Raw genomic sequence first — 25748 nt, 5'->3', positions numbered from 1 at the left:
GCGCATTTTCCAGTGAAAGATAATGGCAAAAGAAAAATTATTGTTATTAACAACGCCATTATTGCTAGCATAGGTGCGTTTTATCAATAGCAAACGATTGCCTTAGATTGTTTACCACATTCGTTTACGGACAGTAGAACGATAAAGCAGTACCCATTTTCCTCTAATGGAGAATAAACACCGACTTCATTAGCCACAGGGATGTGAAAAACAAGTTAAAATAAAGAGTTAACTATTTTATTGTATATAATATGCCTCTTTAAAATAAGCAGCGAAACGTTTCGATTTTATCCTATCCTATTCTTCTCTTCTCTATTCCCTTTCGCTTGTGTTTGCTCACGAATTATTCCTTTAAGCATCACTGTTTATTAAATACGAGTAATAAGCTCTGAAAAATTTCTTTATTTTTAGCCTGTTGAATCCGAATTCGCGGTAAGTGAAATAAGTAGACCCTCGTCTAATTATTGATGTCATTAAGCCAATATGGCCTTTCCGACCATGCAGTACATGTTGATAAGAATGATGCTATTTTTTTACTGGTTCTGGCATGGTTTACCAATATTGACAACAGGTTTCCCGTAATGGTTGTGTTTTATTCACAATGCATCATTTCAATTATTTTTCGATTTTTAGTTCCCCTTTTTACACCCTCAACTGGCATAGCTTCTGAAAACAAGCGTTTCTTATGCGATAGGGGATAAATAATGGTCAAATTTCGTACCCACCTGTTGGCGCGTACTTTACGTGCCGGGGTACTTGGGGCATCGTTTGCCTCAGTGCTGCCAGTGGCAGTGGTCTATGCTGCATCTGTCCAACCATACGCGGTGTCATCAGGTCCGCTTAATCAGGTACTCAATCAATTTGCACAACAGGCTGGTGTATTACTTTCTTACGACCCTGCATTAGTAGCAGGTAAACGTGGTGCGGGATTGCAGGGAAACTACAGCGTTGAGCAAGGTTTCCAGCAGATTCTTGGCAGCAGTGGCTTAAATGCACAGTTCAGTGCCGATGGCAGCGCGACGCTAGTACAGCGTATGGCGAGTGAACCAGTGCCAGTTTCAGCGCCTGTTACTGCTAAAAACGATCGGATCGTTGTCACTGCACCACCGAATACCGCGATGAAGCTGGATGTACCTATTTCAGAGACGCCGCGTGCGGTTGCGGTTGTGACAGGTAAACAGATCGAAGAGCGCGGAGCACAAAAAATCGATCAGGCGCTACGTTACAGCAGCGGGATTCTGGCTACGCCATATGGGCCGGATAATAAAGCCGAATGGGTGACCATTCGTGGATTTAGCGATCAATCCCGGTTCCAAAATGGCCTGGCTACGCTGAATGAAGATGGGTTCTATGGTCAGCAGATTGAGCCATTTGGCGTCGAGCGTATCGAAGTGCTGAAAGGCCCCGCCTCTGTTCTGTACGGGCAAAACCCACCGGGTGGCCTGGTTAACGTCATTACTAAACGACCAACGCGTTTGCCGCAGGGAAAAGTGGAGCTGGAATATGGCTCTAACGACTATCGCCATCTGGCCGTCGACAGTGCAGGTCCGTTGAATGATGATGGTTCGGTGCTGTACCGTGTTGTCGCGCTGGCACGTGATACCTCGGGAGAGATGGATTTCTCGAAGAGCAAACGTTTCTATTTAGCGCCAAGCGTTACGTTCCTTGGAGAAAATACGGAACTGACGGTGTTAGCCAGCTACATGGATACGAAGTCCGACACGACCAACGGTTTTAAGCTGCCGTACGGTACATTACATGGCACGCCGTTTGGCAAAGTTGGCTATAAAACGTCGCTGGGCGAGCCGGGTATGAACCGCCACGATACCCGACAGTTCAACTTAGGCTATGAGTTTACGCATCATCTGAACGACACCTGGACGTTCCACCAGAACCTGAACTATGCCTATCTGAATTTGGATCTGCGTAATGCTTATGCAATAAGTATGGTAGATGAACGCCGTGCCGACCGTGGGCTGACCTACCGCGACGGCTTTGCGCAAAACTGGGCTACCGATAACCGTCTCGTTGGCGAATGGCAGTGGGAAAATATTGAAAACACGCTGCTACTCGGGTTCGACTATCGTCGAGCCAATACACAAAGTCACGATGCTGATTTATCACCTTATAATTCAGCACAGTATCGGTTCATTAACGACCCGATTGATATTTTCAATCCAGTCTATGGCAACTATATGCTGCGTGACGATCAACTCTCTTACCATCGCTCCGGCCGCCATCAGAATGGTTACTATATCCAGAATCAGATCAAATATGATGAACGGTTGATCTTCTTGCTGGGAGGGCGTTACGACCAGTCAAAATCACGCACGCAAAATGAAATTATGGGGATTGATTCCCGGACGGATGATTCCAAATTTACGAAGTCTGCGGGAGTGATGTATCTGTTTGATAATGGAGTTTCTCCTTATATCAGCTATGCGGAATCTTTCCTGCCTATCGCCGATTACGATGCATCAGGACGGCAATATAAACCGACGATGGGCAAGCAAACTGAGGTGGGCGTTAAGTACACTCCGAGTGGGTTTAACGGCTATGCTTCAGCTGCCGTTTTCAATCTGAATCAGGTCAATATCCTGACGACAGATATCAATAACCCTATTCGCCGGGTGCAAGCGGGTGAAGCACGCTCTCGTGGTGTTGAGTTAGAACTGAGTGGCGAGGTGTATTCCGGTCTTTCAGTGACAGCCAACTACACGTACAACAAAGTTGAGACAACGCAGTCTGGCACCGTGGAAGAAGTGGGAAAACGTCTGGCAGGTTTGCCGTTACATAGCGCTTCTGCATGGGCAATCTACGCTTTCTCTGGCCCACTTGAAGGGCTGACGGTAGGGAGCGGCGTACGTTACGTTGGGAGTTCATTCGGTGATAAAATTGAAAGTCGGAACTTGAAAGTTCCAGCTTATACGTTATGGGATGCGATGATCGCCTATGATTTCAGTAAAGACTGGCGATTGCAGGTTAATGCCACCAACCTGACAAACCGTGAGTATGTCAGTGCGTGCGATTTCTGGTGCTACTACGGCGAAGGCCGTAACGTTAGCGCGAATGTCAGCTATCGCTGGTAATCTTCCGCTTCGAATAGGACTGAAAGAAGCCTTCGGGCTTCTTTCTTTTTTGCATTATAGGCCATGCAACCCCTCCGTTTTACTGTAATCGGTACGATCGGCGTGAATAGTCGTTGACTTTGCTTTTAATGATAATGAAAATCATTTCATTGCTGCCACGTTGAGCGAATACCGTGAAGAGTCCCACTGCTGTCTGCCCTAATCAGCCTGAAACTTTAAGCGTTCAGCAAATTTATCATGACCACCATGCTTGGTTGCAGGCATGGTTGCGTCGGCGTTTGGGGTGTTCACAGCAGGCTGCGGATTTGGCACAGGATACGTTTCTACGTTTGATCTACCAGCATCAGACCGATCGCATCCGCGAACCGCGCGCCTGGCTGACGACCGTGGCTCATGGGCTGATGGTGAATCACTGGCGACGTAAAGATATCGAGCATGCCTATCTTCAGGTGCTGGCAGAGCAGGAATTTACCTTTTCGCCCTCATTGGAACAGCAGGCTATGGTGGTTGATGCGTTGCTGGCTATAGAACAGATGCTATCGACGTTACCGGGTAAAGTACGTCAGGCATTTTTGCTGGTGCATCTTGACGGTTTGACCTATCGGCAGGTGGCTGAACAATTAGCCGTTTCCGAGCGGATGGTGAAAAAATATATGGCACAGGCAATGCTGAATTGTCTATTGTGTCAGGACTTATGATTTCTTCTATCACTTCCTCTATCCCGAAAGACGTTCTTTATGCTGCCGCAGAGTGGTATGCCACGCTGTATGACGAAGATTGTTCTGAACACGATCGTCAGACATGGCAGCGTTGGCTACATCAAGATGACTCCCATCGTCTTGCCTGGCAGCAGGTTGAACAGATTCATGCCCGTTTCCATGCGGTAGACAGTCGATTAGCCTCCTCGGTGCTGAGTAAGCGCGGCGAAGAACGTCGGCGTATGCTCAAGTTGTTGGTGATTGCTAGTCTCACCGGTGGCGTAGGCTTTAGTCTGCCGTGGGAAAGCTATGCTGCGGATTACCGTACCGGTACGGGAGAAACCCGTGAACTTAGCATCGAAAAGGGCATGACCCTCTGGCTCAATACGGATTCGTCATTGAATCAACAGGGTAACCCTGCGTTGTCTCAGCCGCTGACGTTTCAATTGATCAAAGGTGAGCTGATGCTGGATAACCAAACGGCCCATGCAGTCAGGTTGACCACGCCACATGGCGATCTCGCTGCTGCGGCGCACGCCTGCCAATTGGCACTACGCTATACGTCCGCCCACAGCGTTCTCTCTGTTTTTCGCGGTGAGGTTTTGCTACAAACGGCAGTGCCTGCCGCGCAGCGCGTAGTCGCTGGGCAGCAGGTTATTTTTACCCGTGACAGGTGCAGCGAACCTGCACCCGTTGAGAGTTTCCGCCAGAGCTGGCGCAAAGGGCAACTGGTGGCGGACAGCATGCCGCTAGGGCAGTTCATCAATGAAATTTCCCGTTATCACAATGGGTATTTTCATGTTGATTCTGCTGTTGTGAATCTACGAATTTCGGGCGTTTTTCCACTACAAGAGACCGAGCGCTTGCTTGATGCACTGACACGGACGTTACCCGTGAAGGTGACAAGGCGTTTTTCCTGGTGGATTGATATCCGCCCGAGCTAAAACACTGCTGGTATTTCGCTGATAAAACACCAAAAATACGCCTCGTTTGTTATCTGGTTGGTTATCACTCGCAGAGTAGACACAAATCTAGCGCATATATATCAATCTGTTGATGCTGAAAAAGGCGTAGCATACTCCACAAAGGGTATTCTCGGTGTTGCCTCTTCATACAGGATGTCATCATGCAGTTACTGAACCTGAAACAAGCTCGCCTGCTGAGCTTTTTCTTTATCATGGGTGGCCTGTTTATATTGCTGCCTTTACGCTTGCTGGCCTGTTTCATTGCTGGCTTTTTGGTGTATGAAATTGTCAATTTGCTGACCCCCTATTTTCAACGGGTCATCAGCGGCAAACGCGCCCGTTGGATTGTAGTCGCAGTAATCAGCACGCTGGTAGTCAGCCTGCTGAGCTTATTGTTTGGCAGTCTGGTCGGGTTGTTGATGCAGGAAATGAAGGATACCGCGGCGTTCAACGTGCGTATTGGCTATATCCTTAATGATATCCAGCAGCAGATTGTTCACTACTTACCGGGATATTTGCCGGTCAGTATTGAAGAGCTTCAGCATGAGTTGCTGCAATGGGTTCAGGCACACATTGTGATGTTGCAGAACATGGGGAAAAGCTTCCTGCATGGGTTTGTGACGATGCTCATCGGTATGGTGCTTGGCGCGATTGTCTCGCTTTATAACGTCGATCAGGATACGGAAAAGCCACTGCTAAAAGCGGAGTTGCTGCGCCGTGTTTCACTGCTGTCGGCATCGTTTCGCAACATCGTTTTCGCTCAGGTAAAAATTTCTGCGGTTAACACGGTATTGTCCGCCATTTTTATTCTTGGCGCTCTGCCGCTGTGTGGTATTCATCTGCCGTTTGCCAAAACGCTGGTGGTGCTCACCTTTGTTTTTGGCCTGCTACCGGTTATCGGTAACCTGATCTCTAATTCGATCGTTTTTCTTTCTGGTTTATCCCTTTCGTTGCCGATCGCGTTGGTTGCGCTGGTGTATTTAATGCTGATTCACAAGCTTGAGTATTTCCTGAATGCACAAATAGTCGGGACGAGGATCAAGGCACACGCGTGGGAAATCCTACTGGCGATGCTTGTGTTTGAAGCGGCATTTGGTCTGTCCGGTGTGATTGCCGCGCCGATATACTACGCCTACCTGAAAAGTGAGTTGAAAGAAGCGTCACTGATTTAATCCTGCACTCTGGCTGGTGATTGACGCGATCGCCTGCCATATCTTGCTTGCTCTGCGAGTCAAAAAGCCAAAATAAATCAGCCCAATACGAGATTGGGCTGATGGTTTTCAATAAACGTCTGTATAAATGATTGGCTTCGATTAATGTTGCGCCGTTGCAACCTGAGGTTTCGTCTCTTCTGACTGAACACCTAACGGGTTGTTGCCCCAGCACTTCTCATATTCCCAACCTGTCAGCTCTTCTGCGACTGCACGAGCATGAGCGGGTACATCGGCAATGGCGCCACCCGCTTTGATACGTGCAATTTCTTCCAGCAGAATGGCGTGGTTCTTACGATCCAGTTTCATCTGCGTCGTGTAGTAAATCGCAACCAGCGCAAGAGCGATAACGCCCAGTGAGAACACGCCAACAATCGCCTGTACGGCAGATTCCGGCTGTACTGACTGCCCGGAGACAAACCCAAATTGGCTCAGCGTCCAACCCATCGCGAAGACAATGACGGAACGCACCATTTTGCCAGCAAACGTCATTGCACCTGCGTAAATGCCTTCACGGCGACGTCCAGTCAGGACTTCATCCACATCGGCCAGGAAGGTATAAACCGTCCAGGGAATGTAGTAGATACCACCAGTGCTCAGACCAAATACAGCGGTAATCGCAAACAGAACGAAGATGGTCATGTCTTCTGACCAGTTTGTGAAATAGAGCGCGGCATAGGCCAATACGCTGACAATCACTACCATCAGTGCCAGACGGAACGGTCGTGCGAAGCCCATTTTCACGCAAATACCGATGAAGGCTGCGGTAGAAATAAGCTGCATGACGGAGCTGAAACTGTTGAGGTGTGACACCAGCGCCGTGTTTTGTTTCAGACCAAAGACGATGAAGTAGGTAAACGCAGAAGCGAAAAGCCATTCCGCGCCGAAGCCAAACAGGTACATCCCCAGATGCTTGCGGAAAATACGCAGGCGGAAGGTAGAGACCATATCCACGCTCAGCTTTTTCATGGCTTGCCACAGGCTGGACGTGCTTTCACGTACGATTTCGTTTACCGGACGCTCCCAGGATGTCATATACAGCGCGATCATTGCCGCACACATGATGGCACCATAGACCAGTCCGGTGTAGAAGAATGGCGTTGCAGAATCTTTACCGTAGATGGCAATAAACTGCCCTGGAATGAACGCTGCCAGGAAGTTGGCGATTTTACCGAAAATGGCTTTAGAACCTGTCAGCTTAGAGCGCAGTTTAAAGTCGGAAGTCATTTCGGTAGCCAGCGTTTCATACGGCACCATGATCGAGGTATAAATCAGCTCGAACAGCACGTATGTCGCCAGATAGTACCAGAAGCCAAAGCCCTCAACCCACAGCATGGGGTAAACCAGTACCAGCGGTGCACCTAGCAAAATAAAGAAGCGTCGGCGGCCAAACAGGCGACCAATACGGGTGTTGTAGAAGTTATCGCTGATGTATCCCATGATAGGGTTACTGATAGCATCAATGATGCTGGCGACAGAAAAAATAGCAGCAGCCTGAACCAATGTTAACCCACAAAATGTGGTGTAAAAGTACATCAGCCATGCGCCGCTGATAGCGAGCGCGCCACTGCCAAGCAGGTTTGCGCTGCCGTAGCAGAAGGTGTGTTTAAAAGAGATTGGTTTATTCATGATCAGCCTAATTACAAATATGAAACAATATTTCAGTTCGATTGAACTATCATTTCTTTATAATTTGCTCTATTGAAAAGAAAGTAAACTGACGATCACGCTTTTGAGTGCTTTTAATGGCGATCTGTCAGGTTGATCATGAAATTAGATATTTTAATTTGCTTTTTATTGTTTTTTGATTTTCTGTTTATGTTCTTAATTTACAAAATGTGTAGATTTATTACAGTGAAGTGATCGGCATGCAAGCGGGGTGACGAGGCAATAGTGAGCGCTGCCCCACAAATCGATAGCGTGGTGTGCAATAACGCATTGACCTCATAGAGGAAATGTCGTCATCATCCCGAGCAGTGTGCTTTATCGTATTCCCTCATCAGGAGCCGTAACGTGAGTCATTTGCTGGTCTATGCCATTATTTATGTGATTTTTATTGCTGTGGTTGGGTTGTTTGCTTTTCAGGCTTGGTTACCGGCGTCCGCGCCGCGTGGGTTGAGAGATCGCGCAGGTATTGTGGTCGGGGTATTACGCTGCGTCACGTTGTTTCTTGTGGTTTCTGCGTTGCAAATACTGTTCCCCAATTCGCTGCTGGATAAGCTTGTCTGGTTGGTTGCCGCAGCGATGTTGGTGATTGCGGTGATCGGTGGGGGAATGAGCTGGTCAGCGCTGCCGTGGCTGGATGAAACAAAAGGTAAAAGCCGCACTCTGGCGTTGGGTGTCCAGAGTGCGTTGTACCTTGGCCTGCTTGGGTTTATTGTTATTTAATGTCTTGTACCAGTGCAGCCACGGTGTTTTTGGCACCGTGATCGCGCAGCTTCAAATAAGCCTGTGCGATGGCGTTAAATACATCGTGGTTTGCTGGCAGATCCTCGCCGAAAATAGAGCGAATATTGAGAAACGCACTGACCCGCTCGGCACTATCTGAGGTTTCCGCAACGATGTGTCCGAGCTTGTCAGCTAGCGGATCGCGAATTTCGATTGGGTTACCTGCATCATCTTTTCCGCTGACATAGCGCATCCAGCCTGCGATCCCCAGGGCTAGAGCGCGATAGTCTCCGCCATTGCGCACATGCCAACGCAAGGATTCCAACATACGTTGAGGCAGCTTCTGTGAACCGTCCATCGCGATCTGCCAGGTTCGATGCTTGAGTGCCGGATTGGAAAAGCGGGTAAGTAGTTGAACGGCGTAGTCTTTCAGATCAATATCTACTACGCTGAGCGTCGGTGCCTGCTCTAGCAACATCAGGTGGGACACGGCCCGGCGATAGTTCTCATCATTCATACAATCGCTGACGTGATCATACCCGGCGAGATAGCCAAGATAGGCTAAAAATGAGTGGCTGCCGTTCAACATGCGCAGCTTCATTTCCTCAAACGGCAGAACATCATGCACCAGCTGTACGCCTGCCTTTTCCCACTCTGGACGTCCGGCAGTGAAGCGATCTTCAATCACCCATTGAATAAAGGGCTCACAGGCTATCGCGCAGGGATCGGCGACGCCAAGGTGATCGGCAATTTCCTGCAACGCTTCAGGCGTCGCAGCAGGGACAATGCGATCCACCATTGTGTTGGGGAAGGAAACATTAGCGTTGATCCAATCGATCAGGTTCTGATCGTTGATCCCCGCGGATTCCAGCACGGCGGCTTTGGCCGTTTTGCCATTCTCTGGCACGTTATCACAGGAGAGTACGGTGAACGGTGCAATCCCACGTTCGTGGCGCAAGCGCAACGCTTCCGCCAGTAACCCCGGTACGGAGGCGGGATGGCGTGGATCGGCAAGATCCTGCTGAATCAGTTTATTGGTACGATCCAGCTTGCCGCTCGCACCGTCCATGCAATAGCCTTTTTCGGTAATCGTCAGGGAAACGATGGCCGTTTCTGGCGCCGCGAGTTTCTCAATAATGGCGTCAATGCCTTCTATTTTGGCATGTAACGATTCGCATACGGCACCGACGACAATGGGTTGATTGCCCGTTGCGGCTTTTTCCAGCACGGTAAACAGATGATCCTGCTGACGAAGTGCGTTGATCATGGTGTCGTCGCTGAATAGCACAACTTCACAAATCCCCCAGTCACCTCCCACCCTATTCAGTACGCGATCGGTGAGCAGCGCCTGATGAGCGCGATGAAAAGCGCCAAAACCGATATGGACGATACGCGGCTTCAGCGCCTGGCGATCGTAGTGGGGGAACTGAACGGTACTGGGTAGTTCGCAGGTGGCGATATTTTTTATTTTATCAGTCATTTATTGCGCTTTTGGGTGGGGAGATCCATGACGTTAAAAGTAGCTGTGATTTGCAGGCGGTGCAATACGCTACGCACAGATAGGTTACGGCGCGCACGTTTTTTTCTCTGCGCAAATTTGAGTACTTTTTCAGATTCTGTTCAGTGGCAGTGCGCGGTTTTGTGAGGGGGCTCCAGCGTAATAATGTAACGCTGAAATTTAGTCTTGTTTTTACTAACTTATCTCCATTTCTTCTACATCATCAAGTGCTTTTCCCGATTGTAGTCTGCTATTTTGTCTCAATATTTTCCTCACTCCAACGATCAACAACAAGGTCTGTAAGATGAAACTTGAATCCCTCGCGCTCCATCATGGTTATGAGTCTGAAGCGACAACGAAGTCTGCTGCTGTGCCGATTTATCAAACGACCTCTTACACCTTTGACGACACGCAGCACGGTGCCGATCTGTTTGATCTGAAGGTGGCAGGCAATATCTATAGCCGCATCATGAACCCGACGAATGCCGTGCTGGAACAGCGCTTGGCGGCGATCGAAGGGGGAATTGGTGCGCTGGTGCTTTCATCCGGCATGGCGGCAATTACCTATTCGCTTCAGGCTCTCACGCAGGTTGGTGACAATATCGTCAGCACCAGCCAGCTGTATGGCGGCACCTATAACCTGTTTGCTCACACATTGCCGCGTCAGGGGGTTGAAGTACGGATGGCCTCTTTCGATGACTTTACAACGTTAGAATCGCTGATTGATGAGCGCACTCGCGCTGTTTTTTGCGAATCTATCGGGAATCCTGCGGGAAATATTGTAGACATTGCCAAAATTGCGGAGATTGCGCACCGCCACGGCGTCCCGGTGATTGTCGATAACACAGTGGCGACTCCTGTGCTGTGCCGGCCTTTTGAGCACGGCGCAGATATCGTTGTCCACTCGCTGACCAAATATATTGGCGGTCATGGCACCACGATCGGCGGTGCGATTATCGATTCTGGCAAGTTTGACTGGGTCGCGAATAAAGCGCGTTTCCCGTTATTAAATGAGCCCGATCCTTCTTACCACGGAGTGGTGTACACCGATGCTTTCGGTCCGGCAGCCTATATTGGGCGTTGCCGCGTGGTGCCTTTGCGCAACACGGGGGCGGCGCTTTCTCCTCACAGCACGTTTCTGTTGTTGCAGGGATTGGAAACCCTCAGCCTGCGCATAGAACGCCATTGCAGCAATGCGGAGGCGCTGGCTGGCTATCTGAATCAGCATCCGCTGGTGACGTGGGTGAACTATGGCGCGTTGCCGGATAGCCCATACAAAGCGAACTGCGACAAAATTACCTCAGGTAAGGCATCTGGGATTATCAGCTTTGGTATTAAAGGCGGGAAAGCGTCGGGTGGTCATTTTATTGATGCACTGAAGATGATCTTACGACTGGTTAATATTGGTGATGCCAAATCGCTTGCGTGTCATCCTGCAAGTACGACACATCGGCAACTGAATGCGGAAGAGCTGGCGAAAGCGGGAGTGAGTGAAGATTTGGTTAGAATTTCAGTGGGTATCGAGCACATTGACGACATCATCGCTGATGTGGCGCAGGCGCTGGAGGCCTCGCAGAAAAATTAAACCGTCTGGCGTTTGAGAAACGCGTTGGAAACCTGAGTCGGTTTCCAACGCGTTATGACGATTACGAACGGCTGGCGTTGGCCTCTGCCGTCGTCGCTTGTGACTCAACTGGCGCGGTATTTTGATCCGCATTAAGGCTATCTTGCGGCTGTGCTTCTGGAGCGATTGGCGCAGCAACAGATTCAACCGGAATGGCAGGCGTGGCTTGTTCGATCAGACCATTGATTTTGGTCGGCATACCAGAACGTCTCTGAATTGCCTGATCCACTTCACTGGTGTTCACGCTGGCATCAGCCAGAACTTTGCTCACTTTTGGCGTCATGCTGATCGGTGCTGGAGAATCAGAATGGAATTCTTCTACCGTACGGGACAGCGGATTGTGAACTTCGACATAACGTGAACCATCTGGCTCAACGGTGGCTTTCACTGGTTCATTGATGAACTGAACACGTGTACCGACCGGAACAGTGTTGAATAGATATTTAATATCATCAGCACGCAGACGCACACAGCCGTGGCTTACGCGTAAGCCAATACCGAAATTGGCGTTGGTGCCGTGGATGGCGTACAGGTTACCGATGTAAAGTGCATACAGCCCCATTGGGTTATCTGGGCCTGCTGGGAATACTTTTTGCAGCGTTTCACCGCGTGCCGCATATTCTGCGTGCATCTTGGCGGTTGGCGTCCAGGTTGGACCTGCTTTCTTGCGCTGAACGGAGGTTGTCCAGTTAATCGGCGTATCTTTACCCAATTCGCCAATACCGATAGGCAGTACGACCACGGTCTTGGAGCCTTTCGGGTAGTAATACAGACGCATTTCTGCGCTGTTGATGACAATGCCTTCACGCGGTGCATCTGGCAGAATTAACTGATGAGGGATCACCATTTTACTGCCGGGAACGGGCAGGTAGACGTCCGCATCTGGGTTGGCTTCCATCATGTTGCTTAGTCCCATTTGGAACTGTGCGGCAAAATGCTCCAACGGCTGCGTGCTATCTTCCGGTATGGTGATTTCGATATTCTCGCCTACCAGTCGGCTATTAGCCGCGGGCAGGGGATAAACAACGGCAAAAGCGGCCTGGCTGAATGCGGCGGCTGCAAAAACTAAAGTAAAGATCGCGCGAATACTCATTTTCATTTCTTTATTTGAGTGATAAATGCGCCTCCGAATAGGGAGGCCGGGCTGCTTGGGTCGATAAAGACCGGATGCGCATTATATGTGCAGAATGGTCTTCTAGGGAAACAACATGTGCAACTAATCACACTTTTTGATGCGCCAATGAGATAGCTGGCTTATCCAGTCTATCGCTGACTCAGTTTTCCCCTTCCAGCATGGGTTTTTGAAAGCGTCGATTAGCGAGTACCGGAAGAACCTGACGGGCGTGCGCCAGCCGTTCTGACTGAATATCGGCATAGACCAGCGCGGGTGTTTCCGGTGCCTGAACTACGACAACGCCTAAAGGATCGACGACCATACTGTTGCCGATATTTTTGACGCCGCATTCGCCAACGGCGACGAGATAGGTCGTGTTTTCCAGTGCTCTTGTACGTACCAGTAGCTCCCAATGCGCTTCTTTTAGTGGCCCTTTAATCCAGGCAGAAGGGAGAACAAGTACATCTGCGCCGTCCAGTACCAGGCGACGTGCAAGCTCAGGGAAGCGAATGTCATAGCAGGTCATCAGCCCGACGTTTAACCCAGCGATGGTTAATAACGGCGGGATGGCTTCGCCTGCCAGAACGTTTTCCGACTCTTGTACGGAAAATGCATCGTACAGATGCAGCTTTCGGTATTGGGCAATAATCTCACCGTTACGCAGCGCCAGCAGCGTGTTCCAGACTTTTCCTTCGCCATTTGGGAGATGCACGCACAGCATGGTTGTCATGTCGCTGCCTTTGCTGGCCTCCAGCAGATGCGACACAAACGGGCCATCGAGCGGTTGAGCGGCGGTGAGCACCATATTCGGGTTGGTGATATCGCGAGCCAGCACACCTTCAGGCAGCACCAGCAGATCGGCACCGTTTTGCTGTGCTGCTGACATAAACTCAGCAATGGTCGTGGCGTTTTTTTGCCACTCGCGGTCAACGGCGAATTGTCCCAGCGCGACTTTCATTCTTGCTCCTTCGTTGCCTGATTAATCACGCTTGGCTGGCATCATGCGCAGCAGCGTGTTGTCTTTCATAATATAGTGGTGGAACAGGGCGGCTGCGGTATGCAGTGCAATGAGCCAGTATCCTAGCGGCGCCAGCGTTTCATGCCAGCCAATCAGCGTTTCGGCCAGTTCGAAATTCGGCGTGCTTGATGTTGGCATACCGATACCAAAAAGCATCCAGTCCCGGCCGTTGTAGTAACGCGAGGCTACGCCCAGTATCGGCAGCGTGATAAACAGTAGATAAATGATAGCGTGGGTGAGTGAACCCAGCGCACTCTGCAAACGGGACGGGGGGGGTGTAATCGCGGGTGAGGTGTGTCGATGGCGTAAGAACAGACGAGCCAGCATAAGAACCAGTATGGCTACGCCACAGCTAAAATGCGTCACGATCATCACGGTGCGCAGCAGTGAACCTCGTTCAGCAAATCCGCGTAATTCTATTGTGGCATAGGTAACAACGAGCAATATAAAAACCAGCCAGTGCAGTGCAATCTGCGATGGTGCGAACTTTCCTTTCATGTTTCATCCTCTGCAACGTTGAGATCGATTTAACACCGTAACGAGCGAATAATCCCATAAAGTATAAGGTAACGCGCCTCTTGTCAGCCCTTCTTTACCCAGCCTGACAAACTGGGTTATCAGCGGCGGATGCTTAGTTCTTCCTCCCGTTTGGATAGGAAAACAGGGATATAAAAAAACCGGCCGAAGCCGGTTTGGGGGGAAAGTTATTCCTGTGGGCTTTTCTCTGCCTTGCCTGCCATCATGGTCAGGAAGTCAAAGCGGCGGCGCAGATCCAGCTCTGCTTCTTCATAGAGCTGTGCGGTTTCTTCCGGCATCATGCTATTCAGGCGGCGGAAGCGTTGCTCTTTCAGCAGCGTTTCACTCAGGCTGCTTGATGGCGGACGAGAATCCGTCACCAGCGCCGCTTTCCCTTCTTCGGCACGACGTGGATCGAAGCGATAGAGTGGCCAGAAGCCGGTTGCCGTCAACTGACGCATCTGATCGTGGCTGAATGCCAGATCGTAACCGTGTTCTTCACACGGGCTGTAGGCGATAATGAGTGACGGACCCGGCCAGGCTTCCGCTTCCTGAATCGCTTTCACCGTTTGATTCAGCTGTGCACCCAGCGAGATCTGTGCAACATACACGTGACCGTACATCATGACGTTGATGCCCAGATCTTTACGCGCTTTGCGTTTCCCTTTCTCACCAAATTTAGTCACGGCGCCCAACGGTGTCGCTTTGGACTGCTGGCCGCCAGTATTGGAGTAACACTGCGTATCCAGCACCAGCACGTTGACGTTTTCGCTCAGGCTCATAACGTGATCCAACCCGCCATAGCCGATGTCATACGCCCAGCCGTCACCACCGATGAGCCAGATGGATTTATCGACAAAGTGGTCGGCTTCGTTCGCCAGCACCTTGGCGTCGGCATCATTGACGGCTTTGAGCAATCCACGTAATTGCTCAATCTGCTGACGGCGCAAATCAGGCGCGATGGACGCTTCCTGCAAGGCATTGACCAGATCTTGTGGCAGCTGTGGTGCCAGTTTATTGAGTAAGCGTACGGCGCGCTGACGGTGTTGATCGACGCTCAGACGGAAGCCCAGACCGAATTCGGCGTTATCCTCGAACAGCGAGTTAGCCCAGGCTGGGCCGCGACCGTTGGCATCGGTAGTCCACGGCGTAGTAGGCAGGTTACCGCCATAAATAGACGAGCAGCCCGTCGCATTCGCTACCAGCAGACGATCGCCATAGAGCTGGGTTAACAGCTTGATGTACGGCGTTTCGCCACAGCCGGAACAGGCACCGGAATACTCGAACAGCGGTGAAATCAGCTGAGAAGTACGGATATCAATACGTTCCAACGTGGATTTGTCGATTTCCGGCAGTTGGAGGAAGAAATCGAAGTTCTCTTTTTCCGCCGTCAGATTATCCAGACGGGATTCCATATTGATGGCTTTGATTTCTGGGTTCTGACGGTCTTTGGCCGGACAGACTTCAACACATAAATTACAGCCAGTGCAGTCTTCTGGAGCGACCTGCAACACGTATTTCTGGCCGCGCATGTCGCGTGCTTTTACATCCAATGATTGCAGCGAAGCAGGCGCATTCTCCATTGCATCGGGCTGGACAACTTTAGCGCGGATGGCCGAATGTGGGCAGGCGGCGACACAGTGGTTACACTGCGTACAGAGCTGCGGTTGCCACAGCGGAATTTCTTCCGCGATATTGCGTTTTTCCCACTTGGTGGTGCCAGTCGGCCAGGTGCCATCGGGTGGCAGCGCAGAAACGGGCAGCGTATCACCCAGCCCAGCCAGCATGGCCGCTGTGACGGTCTTGACGAAATCGGGTGCGGCGTCAGAAACCACTGGTGGGCGTTGCGGGCTGTCTGGATTGACGGCTTCTCGTGGGACTTCCGCTAGTGCTTCCAGCGTGGCGCTCAGCGCCTGCCAGTTACGCTCAACCAACTCTTGACCTTTACTGCCGTAGCTCTTGGCGATGGCGGTACGGAGTTTTTCTACCGCTACATCTGCTGGCAGAATCTGCGACAAGTGAAAGAACGCCATCTGCATCACAGTGTTAATACGTGCGCCCAGATGGCACTCTCGGGCAATTTTGGCCGCGTTGATACTGTACACACGCGCATTACGCTGATTAAGCCCAGCTTGCACTTCCTGTGGCAATCGGTGCCACAGGTCATCGCTGCTATACGGCGAGTTAATCAGGAAAACGCCGCCGGGCTTTAGTCGTTCGACCATGCTGTACTTGTCGATAAACTGCCACTGATGGCAGGCGACAAAATCAGCCTGATCGATCAGATAAGCTGAGTTTATCGGATGCGGACCAACACGCATGTGGGAAACCGTCAGGCTACCGGCTTTCTTCGAGTCATAGACAAAGTAGCCCTGTACAAACATCGGCGTGGTTTCACCGACGATTTTGATGGCGTTCTTGGTCGCAGAAACGGTGCCGTCACTACCCAAACCGTAGAACAAGGCTTCGAGTGAGGCACTGCTTGGAAAGTGCTGTTCCGGCAGCGGCAGAGACAGATTGGTGACATCGTCATAAATCCCGACGGTGAAACGGGGGCGTGGGTTAGCAAGCGCTAACTCATTAAAGATGGCCTGTATGCACTGCGGGGTAAATTCTTTGGAAGACAGTCCGTAACGGCCGCCAATCACACGTGGCATAAGTGAACGCTCACCTGCGGAGAACGCTTCTGCCAGCGTGGTCATCACATCGAGATACAGGGGTTCTGCCAGTGCACCCGGCTCTTTAGTTCGATCCAGTACCGCAATACTCTTTGCCGTCTGTGGAATGACGGCCAGCAGATGTTTGGCGGAGAACGGACGGTACAGGCGAATTTTCACTACGCCAACTTTCTCGCCGTGCGTCAACAGGGTATCAACCACTTCTTCGCAGGTGCCGACGCCAGAACCCATTAGAATGACGACTTTTGTCGCTTCTGGGTGGCCATAGTATTCAAATGGCTGGTACTGGCGTCCTGTGGCAGCGGCGAAATCATTCATCGCCTGTTCGACGTGCTCATAAGCAGCGTCATACCACCGATTGGTGGCTTCACGCGCCTGGAAGAAAGTATCTGGGTTAGATGCCGTACCACGAATCACTGGACGTTCTGGTGTGAGTGCTCGCTCACGGTGTGCATCAATAGCCTGCTGTGGTAGAAGCTGGCGGATAACCTCATCACTCAGCGGCTCAATTTTATTGATTTCGTGTGAGGTACGGAAACCGTCGAAGAAATGGATAAACGGTAGGCGGCTGTTCAAACTGGCAATCTGTGAAATCAGCGCGAAGTCCTGCGCTTCCTGCACATTGCTGGCGCACAGCATGGCACAGCCTGTCTGGCGTACCGCCATGACGTCCGAATGATCGCAAAAGATGGAAAGTGCATGCGTAGCAACCGTACGGGCAGCGACGTGCAATACGAACGGTGTTAACTCACCAGCCAGCTTATATAGCGTGGGGATCATCAGCAGCAAACCCTGCGATGAGGTAAACGTGGTGGCGAGTGTACCTGTCTGCAATGCGCCGTGGACGGTAGCGATCGCGCCGCCTTCCGATTGCATTTCAACAACGCGTGGCGTGTCTCCCCATATGTTCAGCCCACCGTCGCTCGACCAGGCAGCGGCGTGTTCAGCCATGCTGGAACTGGGAGTTATGGGGTAGATGGCGATGACTTCATTGCTTCGCCACGCCACAGAGGCGACTGCGTTATTACCGTCGGTGGTGATCATGACTTATAGCCTTCTTGCTCACTAAGCCCCTCATTTTGCATGGTCTTTTCGGGCGATGAAAATGACAGGGCATAAACGAAAATACGATTTTTATCGGAGGATTATCGCATTTCAGGAAAAAAGAGGGTGGAACGATGTATGCGGAGTTGTATCAATATGTGTTTTATCTCCGTCATACTTCAAGCTGCATGTGCGTTGGCTTTCCTCGCTCACCCCAGTCACTTACGGGTGTAAGCTCCTGGGGACTCGCTGCGTCGCCGCCTACCTGCAACTCGAATTATTTAGGAGATACTCCGTCATACTTCAAGCGATCTTTCTGTACGTTGCTTTCGTGATGAGGAAGAGCCGCGTTTCCGAAAGATGGACGTTATTATACACCTCAAAGCAGGTTGGTGTCTTTTTGTACCTATTCAAGAGTACTGATGCATGATTTTGTTTGCTCATTGCCGCCATGACAGGTAGCGTGCTGGTATTAAAAATAACATCTGTAATGAATGTATGAAGGAACCGAATGATGGCGAATGATGAAATAAAAAATAAATTGGTTTCCGTACTGGCTTCACAACAGGCGCAGGGAAAAACGCCAGAACAGGCCGTCGAGCACATCCTTCAGGCATTGGGCGGACGAGCGGGTGATGTGTCCCGCATTTCAGTTTTGACGTCAACACTCATTGCCGATGTGCTTTATACCGTGTATCAAGATGCGATAACACACCAGCAGATTGCGGTGATTTTACGCAAACTAGGTTACGCTGCCCGCGACATCGCCGTTGCATCACACGCCATCTACCCTCAGTTGACGGTTCAGGAAATCGGCCAGCTTTTGCAGCGCTCTGATATTTATCCGACGATCGATCGGGCTGCGCTACTTGATGCGCTGACCTATGCAAACTTTTCCAAGGCGGAAGGCGAGCAGGCTGCTGATTCTCTCGGTATTTAATACTAAACAATGCGATACCAGCGCTGCACCGAAGCGCAAGCAGCCAAACTCGTGACTTCTCTATAGCCGCTATTGGGTTAGTGATCGATAGCGGTAATTTTCACCTCTTTGACCCAAGCGTGACTTGTGCTATTTCCCGATGCCGTTGTCAGCGCATACAACCCCACTTTAGCACCCACCCATTTGCCAGGTCCTGCTGCGAAGCTATCGTCAAGCGAACAATATTTCCCGTCATCGCCTAGCCAGACAAACTGGCAAATGGCGTTTTGCCGCACGGTGACGCGCAGAGTGATGTTCAACTGCCCAGATAACACCGCTAACGTCTTCTGGTGTTGTTCCAACTGCTGTGCATCACTCATCCAGCCGAATCCGGTCACTAATTCAAGACCTTCTGCGCTTTTCTCTACGCCGAGGAAAGCGAAACGTTCGCCATAAATAATCAGGCCACAGCGATCGCCCACCTGCTCTAACATTGGCGCCAGGCTCGTCGTCACTTCGAATTCCTCAGCCGGAAATTTTTGCATCAGCAAATTCGGTACGTCATACCATGAAGGCTCACCTCCACGAATCGGCATAGTTTGGCAGAATAGCTTAAGCCCCGGTTGGGTATGCGCTAACCAGCGTTCATCGGGGTTTGCTTGCCATTGCCACTGTCGCCCCAGCGTTGTCGAAGAAAAATCATCGGAGGTTGAGGGCTGCTGTGTGCTAACCGGGGAGCTTACGCGAGGCTTGACGGCTTCCAGAACCGGTTGGCCTAATCCTTGTGCGTTATGCTGTTCACCGATCAGCGGCCAGTCGTCCTGCCAGCGCATCGGCTGTAGGTGGACGACTCGTCCATAGGCATGGCGATCCTGAAAATGTACAAACCAGCTTTCACCGTTATCTAATTCGACCCAACCCCCCTGATGCGGACCATTAACCGATGTGGTGCCCTGATGCAGTACGATCCTGCTTTGCCACGGCCCATTCAGTGAGCGTGCACGTAGCACCGTTTGCCAGCCGGTGGGTACGCCACCCGCCGGTGCGAAAATGTAATACCAGCCGTTGCGCTTATACAGCTTCGGCCCTTCAATGGTGGGTTGCGTTGCCCGACCATCGACAACGATCTTTCCTTCATCAAGCAGGGAACGACCATCTTCTGCCATTCTGCACAGTTGCAGAAGGTGTTTCTTACCGCTGCGGCTGAAGGCGAAAGCGTGGATTAGCCAAGCTGTGCCGTCATCATCCCAGAACGGACACGGATCGATCCAACCTTTAACCTGTTTCAGACAATGTGGTGTGCTCCATCTGCCTCTGGGATCGTCAGTTTGTGACATAAAGATCCCTTCATCTGGTGTGCTGAAAAATACCCAAAATTTTCCAGCATGGTAACGAATACTGGGTGCCCATACGCCTTTTCCCGGCTGAAATTGTTCATATCCTGGCAGATCGAACTGGCTGAATACGTGATTGATCAGCGTCCAGTTCACCAAATCCTGAGAATGCAGGATCGGTAGCGCGGGCATATGGTTAAAGCTGGACGACACCATATAAAAGTCATCGCCGACGCGCACAATGTCAGGATCGGAATAATCAGCGCATAAAATCGGATTCTTATAGCGCCCGTTACCCAAATCTGGGTTCCAGGGAGAATGTGTTGTACTCATGTCATCATCCTGATAATTAAAGGGCGGGCAGCGTGCCACCCGCAGATATCGCGATCAGGCTGCACCTTTTGGCGTCAGGCTCTGATCGACAGGAAGTTCGCTTTCCGCCGCGCGGTCGGCCGTATTGTGACGTTTCGCCAGATCGGCCTGAATGGTTTCCATTGTCTTATCGTCTAGCTTGTAAAAACGTACCAGCCAATACAACACCAGATAGGAAAGTGAGGGGCCGATGCTCAACAGGCCGATAATTCCAGCTGTGGCGAGCGGCGTTTGCGTAGGTGAACCCGCCACATAGCCGAACCAGCCGAGTGAAAAACCGACGGTGGCTCCGGCAATTGCCATACCTAATTTCAGTGCAAACAGATTACCTGAGAAGGAGAGACCGGTAATGCGGCGGCCCGTTTTCCATTCGCCGTAATCGGCGGCATTCGCCATCATGTTCCATTTGAACGGTTGGTACATCTGGTGGAAAAAGCCGATCAAAAAGTAGAGCGGGAAGACGACAGCCAGCCACTGCGGCGGCACCATGAACAGGATGATGCCAACAAACACCAGCAGCAGGTTGATATTTTTGAACAGGCTTATGCTGCTGAAGCGCTTGCCAAAATAACCCGCCATCATCGCACCAATAATGGTGCCGACAACGCTGGTGGTAATAAATGCAGATTTCATGGCCGTTCCGGCGGCGCTGCCTTGTTCCGGCCCCACCATCAGGTAAGTTGCGTAATACAGCGTTGCCGCGCCACGCATAACGCCTGCCATACTGGAAAAGAACGTAATAATAGCCACGATGCGCCACTGATCGTTGCTCAGCAGGTTTTTGACATCGTCCCAGACGTTCTGATTTTTATCTACGGCAGGGTTGATGCGCTCCTTTGTGGTGAAAAAGCAGAAAAACAGCATCACGACAGCCAGGCTGCCCATGATCATCATCGTGCCTTGATAACCCAATTGTTTGTTGGTGCCGCCAATCCAGTCAACCAACCACAGCGTGCCGACCGACACCAATAGCCCAGCCATTGAGGAAATGGTAAAGCGGTACGACTGTGCGGAAATTCTGTCCTTTTCATCGCTGGTGATGACACCACCGAGTGAACAGTAAGGGATGTTGATAAAGGTGTAGAACAGCATTAGCAACGTATAGGTAATGTAGGCATAAACCAGTTTGCCCGTGCCATTCAGTTCTGGTGTGGTATAGGCCAATACGGCAATTACAGCATAGGGGACGGCAAACCAGACCAGCCACGGGCGAAAGTGCCCCCAGCGGGTTTTAGTGCGGTCTGCAATCAGACCAATCAGCGGGTCAACGATGGCGTCCAGCACGCGAGTCACTAAAAACATTACCCCTACTGCGGCGGCGGAGATGCCATAGATATCCGTATAAAAGTAGGTAAGGAACATGGTTACGGAAGAATAGACGATGCCACAGGCGGCATCGCCCATGCCAAAGCCGATTTTCTCCGCAACGCTCAGCTTATTATTGTTGGTCATTGGAAACTCCAAAAGAGGATGAGGAACTTCTTGCCAGGCTCGCGGCTATTGTTATCTCCTTGGCTGAGATTAACTATTGCGGATTTTATTAAGAAGGTTACGTTTCTTGGTATGTGTTAGACAGGTCACAAAAAAATGACAGTAAAAGTAGCGTGACCAGAAGATGTACGGAGTTATTTCCATTTTATATCAATAAATTAACGTGGTCTTTTTCTTATTGATCTGTATGACAAGTCACCTTGAAGAACTATTTTGGAGGGAAATTGCTATCTGTGGGGGCTTCTGAATCCCATTATTGGAGCAATTATAGGAGCGGAGATATGGGGTTGGTCATGTAGAGCGAAAGCCCGTAGCGCTACTGTGCAGAGGGATTAATCAAGCTGTGTAATAGGTTTTTAATCCACTGGCTGGCTTCTGAACGGCTATTGCGGCGATGGCTGTAAATTTTCACGCGATAGGACGGCACAGTGAAAGGTAGAGCGTGAATACGTAACGGCAGAAGTTGCGCAAAAATTTTCGCAACATTGCATGGTAATGCCATGATCAGCGCCGAATCGGCTATGATAAACGGTGCGCTCATCATGGACGGCGTTTTCAACGCAACATGACGTTTCCTATTGAGCTTATCCAGCGCGTAGTCAATCACCCCGCGTGATTCATTCCACGGCGTAACGACAAGATGCCGTGCGGCAAGGTAATCATCTAGCGTAAGCACTTCGCCTGACGGATAATCAGCGGCACTGATGATGACATAGCTGTCTTCAATCCAGTCTATCTCTTCAATCTCTCGGTTTTCCGCTTGCGTCATATCGGTGAACCCTAAAGCAAAGTCGATTTTTCCTGCCAGCAAATCTGTAATCGCAACTTTCTGCGGCGAATAAACCAGATTGAATTTGATGTGGGGAGCCAGCTTTTCCATTCGTGCCATTAGGGTAGGAAACACCGAAAATGCAGTGTAATCGGTGATGGAAAAGGTAAAGCTTTCCGTGCTGCGTGCGGGATTAAAGCGTGGCCGCGGCGTCAAACCTTGCGTCAGCAGGGCCAGGCTTTCTGCGATAGGCTCGGCGATATCTTCTGCTAATACGGTTGGGTGCATGGTGTTGCCAACCCGAAAAAATAACTCATCGGAAAACGTATTGCGTAAACGCGTCAGCGCGTGGCTGACTGCCGATGCACTCATCGCCAGCTCTTTTGCCGCGGTGGCGACGGATTGATGCTGGTACACACTGTTAAACACCACTAACAAATTTAAATCGATACGTCGTAAATCCAGATGCATGATGTTCATTAGTCACTGTAGAAAATGCAGTTCATACAGTATTTTTAATCCGGTAGCATGGCAAGCCTTGGTTATGGTGAGCATTGGAAAAAGAGGCTTTATGAACATTGTCATCCGCGCTGCGCAGAAATCAGATGCGAGCGTGATCCTGGATTTAATTATTGAACTGGCCGTGTACGAGAAGGCGCGTCACGAAGTATTAGCCTCGCTTGAGGATATTGAGAACTCGTTATTTGGCGAGGGGGCGACGGCCGAAACGCTGATCTGTGAGATTGATGGCAAGCCCGTCGGCTATGCAATTTTCTTCATGAGCTATTCAACCTGGCTGGGGAAATATGGCATCTATCTGGAAGATCTCTACATCGCGCAGGCGTATCGCAATGCAGGAGCGGGCAAAGCGCTGCTGAAACAGGTTGCGCGTCTTGCACAGGAAAGGCAGTGTGGAAGGTTGGAATGGAGTGTGCTGGACTGGAACCAACCCGCGATCGATTTCTATAAAAGCATCGGCGCGAAGCCACAGGATGAGTGGGTTCGCTATCGGATGGACGAGAAGGGCATTGCTGATTTCGTTACGGCATCCTAAAGACCGTGGCTCCTGTTGGCTTGAAGGCAGCAGGAGCCATGTTTCTTAACGCGTCGACGCCGCCAGTGTGGTGCCTGCCAGAATAAAAATCCCACCCGTTGAGCGGTTGAACAGCTTGATGCGGCGTGGATTGGAAAACAGACCCGATAAACGGCGGCCGGTGCAGGCATAGATAAACATGATGCTGAAATCGAAGAAAGCCCAGGTTACCGCCAGAATGACGAGCTGTAAGGCGTGCGGGGCGCTAGTATCGATAAAATTTGGGAACAGTGCTGCGAAAAACAGCAGATCTTTAGGATTACTGATCCCAACCAGAAAGCCCTTTCGGTATAGCGGAAACCAGCCTGGAGCCCCTGTTTCCTGCACATCTTGCTCCGCTGTGGTCATATCTTTGGAACGCCATGATGCGATACCTAACCAGATGAGATAAACCGCACCAATAATTTTTAATACGATAAATGCGGTCGTTGACGCGGCGAGGATGGCACCTAACCCCAGTGCTGAACAGGACATTAATATCATTGCCGCACTGACACCTCCGAACACGGTGGCCGTTGCGCGTGAAGCACCGTAGCGTAAACCGTGCGACATACTGATGAGGGCTGAGGGGCCCGGAATGGCAATCAGGGCGATGATGATACCTGTATAAGCCAGCCAGAGGTGAAGGCTCATGATTTCTCCTGCGTGTCGTTCGTTGTGAAAGCGTGATTGAGAGCGGCGATGTGATGCGAGATATATTCACATATATACCGCTATTTTCCAACGCGCGATAGTAACAGAAAAGGGGGCTGGCGGCGCGCCCCTTCTTATCAAAAGAATGTTGCTAAGAAGGGGAGGGATCACTCACTGTTAGGTCATGAGGAAGCATTAGTTCTTAAATACTACCTGTTGTTCATAACCGTTTTCTTTAATCACACAGTACGTGCTCCCCGGTGGGGTCTCTATGATCGTATCCACTTTTGTTAGCCCGCAACTTTCTTCATAGCTGACTTGATATTGCAGTTGGTCAAAGAAATGTCGCAGCAGTGGCCTGATTTTCCCAATAGCGAATGGATCGACACTTTTTATGTAAAAGGGGGCGATATCTAATTGCTCTGTCATCCCAACATGGAAATCGACAATGAAATAGGTGTCGGAAAGCGAAGCTGAACGATATACCCAAATGTCACCCTGACCACAGACGACATCATCAAAATAGTGATCGCACAGTGTGCACAGATTTACATCAATATCTAACAGGTTTAGAACGTCCTGTATTATTGGGTTGGGAACCGCAATATCATCATTGTTTGGGTAAGTAACGAGATCGCCAATAAAGGTGCTAATTGAAAATACGGTTACGGGTATAGTCTGCATTTTTCTACCTAGTTAATGTGTCTGTGTATAATTCAAGACAAACGATTTTCATCCTACAATACATTCAAACGGGTATGAGCGAGAAAAATACTGAAAGTGAGGTTATTCAATATCTCATGGAACATTACCCTATTAGGGAACATGGGTTTAAATCCGGTATTAGGCACGTCACTAAAGACTGGACATTGCAGGATGATTATCAGTTTCTGCCGGAAGATGCGCACGATTTCCTTCTCGATGTATTCGGACACTTTGCTATTGATTATTCAAATTTTGAGGGAAGAAATTATTTTGCATACGAGTATCCAATTTGGCAAAAAAAACCACTACCGCAAGCGTTAAAACCGCTCACTGTCGAGATGATTATTGAATCCGCTAAAGCAGGGAAGTGGCTATACGATTAGAGGTATTTCATCGTGGATGTCGTATTGATGTGTTCGTTTGACGCCTGCTCACATTTTGGCAGCCAATCGGCGCTGGTTCGTCTTTCAGCTCAACGTTAGTCTGTAGGTCTTGTTTGCGTACACCTAAACGTGAGCCTACGAAAAATGACGATGAGTATATGAGATAAAAACGAGATCGATTTTTACTCAATTCTTCACGCTTCAAT

At 50.2% G+C, this 25748-nt stretch carries 20 protein-coding genes; 9 read left to right on the top strand and 11 right to left on the bottom strand.

From position 1 onward, the window contains the following. Positions 1 to 704: 704 nt before the first annotated feature. The 4 genes from A6301_RS21100 to A6301_RS21085 all read left to right on the top strand — a co-directional run bounded on the left by A6301_RS21100 (position 705) and on the right by A6301_RS21085 (position 5924). On the top strand, positions 705 to 3089 hold the full coding sequence (locus A6301_RS21100) for a TonB-dependent siderophore receptor (RefSeq protein ID WP_234258666.1): 2385 nt from the start codon (positions 705 to 707) through the stop codon (positions 3087 to 3089). A gap of 173 nt (positions 3090 to 3262) precedes the next feature. Continuing rightward, entirely contained in the window at positions 3263 to 3787 is a 525-nt protein-coding gene (locus A6301_RS21095) for a sigma-70 family RNA polymerase sigma factor (RefSeq protein ID WP_107170380.1), read from the top strand. Next, positions 3784 to 4731, top strand: a complete 948-nt coding sequence (locus A6301_RS21090) for a FecR domain-containing protein (protein WP_215483869.1) — start codon at positions 3784 to 3786, stop codon at positions 4729 to 4731. The genes A6301_RS21095 and A6301_RS21090 overlap by 4 nt, the downstream gene beginning before the upstream one ends. A gap of 182 nt (positions 4732 to 4913) precedes the next feature. Next, entirely contained in the window at positions 4914 to 5924 is a 1011-nt protein-coding gene (locus A6301_RS21085) for an AI-2E family transporter (protein WP_107170378.1), read from the top strand. Positions 5925 to 6065: 141 nt separating this feature from the next. Here A6301_RS21085 and A6301_RS21080 read toward each other — a convergent pair whose 3' ends face one another. Continuing rightward, positions 6066 to 7592 carry an MFS transporter gene (locus A6301_RS21080; RefSeq protein WP_107170377.1) on the bottom strand — a complete coding sequence of 509 codons (1527 nt, stop codon included), beginning with the start codon at positions 7590 to 7592 and terminating at the stop codon, positions 6066 to 6068. A 384-nt stretch (positions 7593 to 7976) separates the two neighbouring features. On the opposite strand from A6301_RS21080, the gene A6301_RS21075 reads away from it, so the two are divergent. Continuing rightward, on the top strand, positions 7977 to 8351 hold the full coding sequence (locus A6301_RS21075; protein WP_107170376.1) for a hypothetical protein: 375 nt from the start codon (positions 7977 to 7979) through the stop codon (positions 8349 to 8351). Here the strand turns inward: A6301_RS21075 and A6301_RS21070 are convergent. Beyond that, complete coding sequence (locus A6301_RS21070) at positions 8344 to 9831, bottom strand: mannitol dehydrogenase family protein (RefSeq protein ID WP_234258665.1); 1488 nt, start codon at positions 9829 to 9831, stop codon at positions 8344 to 8346. The two genes, A6301_RS21075 and A6301_RS21070, sit on opposite strands and share 8 nt — an antisense overlap. A gap of 322 nt (positions 9832 to 10153) precedes the next feature. Between A6301_RS21070 and A6301_RS21065 the strand changes: the two genes are divergently transcribed. Further along, entirely contained in the window at positions 10154 to 11434 is a 1281-nt protein-coding gene (locus A6301_RS21065) for an O-acetylhomoserine aminocarboxypropyltransferase/cysteine synthase family protein (protein ID WP_107170374.1), read from the top strand. Positions 11435 to 11495: 61 nt separating this feature from the next. On the opposite strand, the gene A6301_RS21060 is transcribed toward A6301_RS21065, so the two are convergent. The 4 genes from A6301_RS21060 to nifJ all read right to left on the bottom strand — a co-directional run bounded on the left by A6301_RS21060 (position 11496) and on the right by nifJ (position 17843). Beyond that, positions 11496 to 12566 (bottom strand): L,D-transpeptidase family protein, encoded by a 1071-nt coding sequence (locus tag A6301_RS21060; RefSeq protein ID WP_205541140.1) that lies wholly within the window; start codon positions 12564 to 12566, stop codon positions 11496 to 11498. Between the two features lie 181 nt (positions 12567 to 12747). Further along, positions 12748 to 13545, bottom strand: a complete 798-nt coding sequence (locus tag A6301_RS21055; RefSeq protein ID WP_215483866.1) for a deaminated glutathione amidase — start codon at positions 13543 to 13545, stop codon at positions 12748 to 12750. A gap of 21 nt (positions 13546 to 13566) precedes the next feature. Next, positions 13567 to 14103: a cytochrome b561 gene (gene cybB / locus A6301_RS21050; protein ID WP_107170371.1), complete on the bottom strand. Its 537-nt coding sequence runs from the start codon at positions 14101 to 14103 to the stop codon at positions 13567 to 13569. A gap of 206 nt (positions 14104 to 14309) precedes the next feature. Continuing rightward, on the bottom strand, positions 14310 to 17843 hold the full coding sequence (gene nifJ, locus A6301_RS21045) for a pyruvate:ferredoxin (flavodoxin) oxidoreductase (protein WP_234258664.1): 3534 nt from the start codon (positions 17841 to 17843) through the stop codon (positions 14310 to 14312). A gap of 514 nt (positions 17844 to 18357) precedes the next feature. Between nifJ and A6301_RS21040 the strand changes: the two genes are divergently transcribed. After that, positions 18358 to 18783 carry a hypothetical protein gene (locus A6301_RS21040; RefSeq protein WP_370642267.1) on the top strand — a complete coding sequence of 142 codons (426 nt, stop codon included), beginning with the start codon at positions 18358 to 18360 and terminating at the stop codon, positions 18781 to 18783. A gap of 77 nt (positions 18784 to 18860) precedes the next feature. Here A6301_RS21040 and A6301_RS21035 read toward each other — a convergent pair whose 3' ends face one another. From A6301_RS21035 to A6301_RS21025, 3 genes are all read right to left on the bottom strand, one after another. Further along, positions 18861 to 20429 carry a glycoside hydrolase 43 family protein gene (locus A6301_RS21035; protein ID WP_234258662.1) on the bottom strand — a complete coding sequence of 523 codons (1569 nt, stop codon included), beginning with the start codon at positions 20427 to 20429 and terminating at the stop codon, positions 18861 to 18863. A gap of 54 nt (positions 20430 to 20483) precedes the next feature. Beyond that, entirely contained in the window at positions 20484 to 21920 is a 1437-nt protein-coding gene (locus A6301_RS21030) for a glycoside-pentoside-hexuronide (GPH):cation symporter (RefSeq protein WP_234258661.1), read from the bottom strand. A 355-nt stretch (positions 21921 to 22275) separates the two neighbouring features. Continuing rightward, a complete protein-coding gene (locus A6301_RS21025) occupies positions 22276 to 23208 on the bottom strand; it encodes a LysR substrate-binding domain-containing protein (protein WP_107170365.1) in 933 nt (310 codons plus the stop codon). A gap of 91 nt (positions 23209 to 23299) precedes the next feature. Between A6301_RS21025 and A6301_RS21020 the strand changes: the two genes are divergently transcribed. Further along, a complete protein-coding gene (locus tag A6301_RS21020; protein ID WP_107170364.1) occupies positions 23300 to 23782 on the top strand; it encodes a GNAT family N-acetyltransferase in 483 nt (160 codons plus the stop codon). 45 nt (positions 23783 to 23827) lie between these two features. On the opposite strand, the gene A6301_RS21015 is transcribed toward A6301_RS21020, so the two are convergent. Together A6301_RS21015 and A6301_RS21010 are read right to left on the bottom strand one after the other, a co-directional pair. Beyond that, complete coding sequence (locus A6301_RS21015) at positions 23828 to 24454, bottom strand: LysE family translocator (protein ID WP_205541152.1); 627 nt, start codon at positions 24452 to 24454, stop codon at positions 23828 to 23830. Between the two features lie 195 nt (positions 24455 to 24649). After that, entirely contained in the window at positions 24650 to 25138 is a 489-nt protein-coding gene (locus A6301_RS21010) for a hypothetical protein (RefSeq protein WP_107170362.1), read from the bottom strand. Between the two features lie 74 nt (positions 25139 to 25212). On the opposite strand from A6301_RS21010, the gene A6301_RS21005 reads away from it, so the two are divergent. Further along, positions 25213 to 25542, top strand: a complete 330-nt coding sequence (locus tag A6301_RS21005) for a DUF1493 family protein (protein ID WP_234258660.1) — start codon at positions 25213 to 25215, stop codon at positions 25540 to 25542. Positions 25543 to 25748 lie beyond the last annotated feature (206 nt).

The organism is Pectobacterium sp. IFB5596, assembly GCF_021432585.1.
Taxonomy (GTDB): Bacteria; Pseudomonadota; Gammaproteobacteria; order Enterobacterales; family Enterobacteriaceae; genus Pectobacterium; species Pectobacterium punjabense.
Note: the sequence above shows the minus strand (reverse complement) of the source record. Positions and strands in the feature narration are given on the sequence as shown.

Coding starts and splice junctions, on each gene's coding strand:
- A6301_RS21100 (WP_234258666.1), top strand. CDS start 705: ATGGTCAAATTTCGTACCCACCTGTTGGCGCGTACTTTACGTGCCGGG.
- A6301_RS21090 (WP_215483869.1), top strand. CDS start 3,784: ATGATTTCTTCTATCACTTCCTCTATCCCGAAAGACGTTCTTTATGCT.
- A6301_RS21085 (WP_107170378.1), top strand. CDS start 4,914: ATGCAGTTACTGAACCTGAAACAAGCTCGCCTGCTGAGCTTTTTCTTT.
- A6301_RS21080 (WP_107170377.1), bottom strand. CDS start 7,592: ATGAATAAACCAATCTCTTTTAAACACACCTTCTGCTACGGCAGCGCA.
- A6301_RS21070 (WP_234258665.1), bottom strand. CDS start 9,831: ATGACTGATAAAATAAAAAATATCGCCACCTGCGAACTACCCAGTACC.
- A6301_RS21065 (WP_107170374.1), top strand. CDS start 10,154: ATGAAACTTGAATCCCTCGCGCTCCATCATGGTTATGAGTCTGAAGCG.
- A6301_RS21060 (WP_205541140.1), bottom strand. CDS start 12,566: ATGAGTATTCGCGCGATCTTTACTTTAGTTTTTGCAGCCGCCGCATTC.
- A6301_RS21055 (WP_215483866.1), bottom strand. CDS start 13,545: ATGAAAGTCGCGCTGGGACAATTCGCCGTTGACCGCGAGTGGCAAAAA.
- cybB (WP_107170371.1), bottom strand. CDS start 14,103: ATGAAAGGAAAGTTCGCACCATCGCAGATTGCACTGCACTGGCTGGTT.
- nifJ (WP_234258664.1), bottom strand. CDS start 17,843: ATGATCACCACCGACGGTAATAACGCAGTCGCCTCTGTGGCGTGGCGA.
- A6301_RS21040 (WP_370642267.1), top strand. CDS start 18,358: ATGGCGAATGATGAAATAAAAAATAAATTGGTTTCCGTACTGGCTTCA.
- A6301_RS21035 (WP_234258662.1), bottom strand. CDS start 20,429: ATGAGTACAACACATTCTCCCTGGAACCCAGATTTGGGTAACGGGCGC.
- A6301_RS21030 (WP_234258661.1), bottom strand. CDS start 21,920: ATGACCAACAATAATAAGCTGAGCGTTGCGGAGAAAATCGGCTTTGGC.
- A6301_RS21025 (WP_107170365.1), bottom strand. CDS start 23,208: ATGAACATCATGCATCTGGATTTACGACGTATCGATTTAAATTTGTTA.
- A6301_RS21020 (WP_107170364.1), top strand. CDS start 23,300: ATGAACATTGTCATCCGCGCTGCGCAGAAATCAGATGCGAGCGTGATC.
- A6301_RS21015 (WP_205541152.1), bottom strand. CDS start 24,454: ATGAGCCTTCACCTCTGGCTGGCTTATACAGGTATCATCATCGCCCTG.
- A6301_RS21010 (WP_107170362.1), bottom strand. CDS start 25,138: ATGCAGACTATACCCGTAACCGTATTTTCAATTAGCACCTTTATTGGC.
- A6301_RS21005 (WP_234258660.1), top strand. CDS start 25,213: ATGAGCGAGAAAAATACTGAAAGTGAGGTTATTCAATATCTCATGGAA.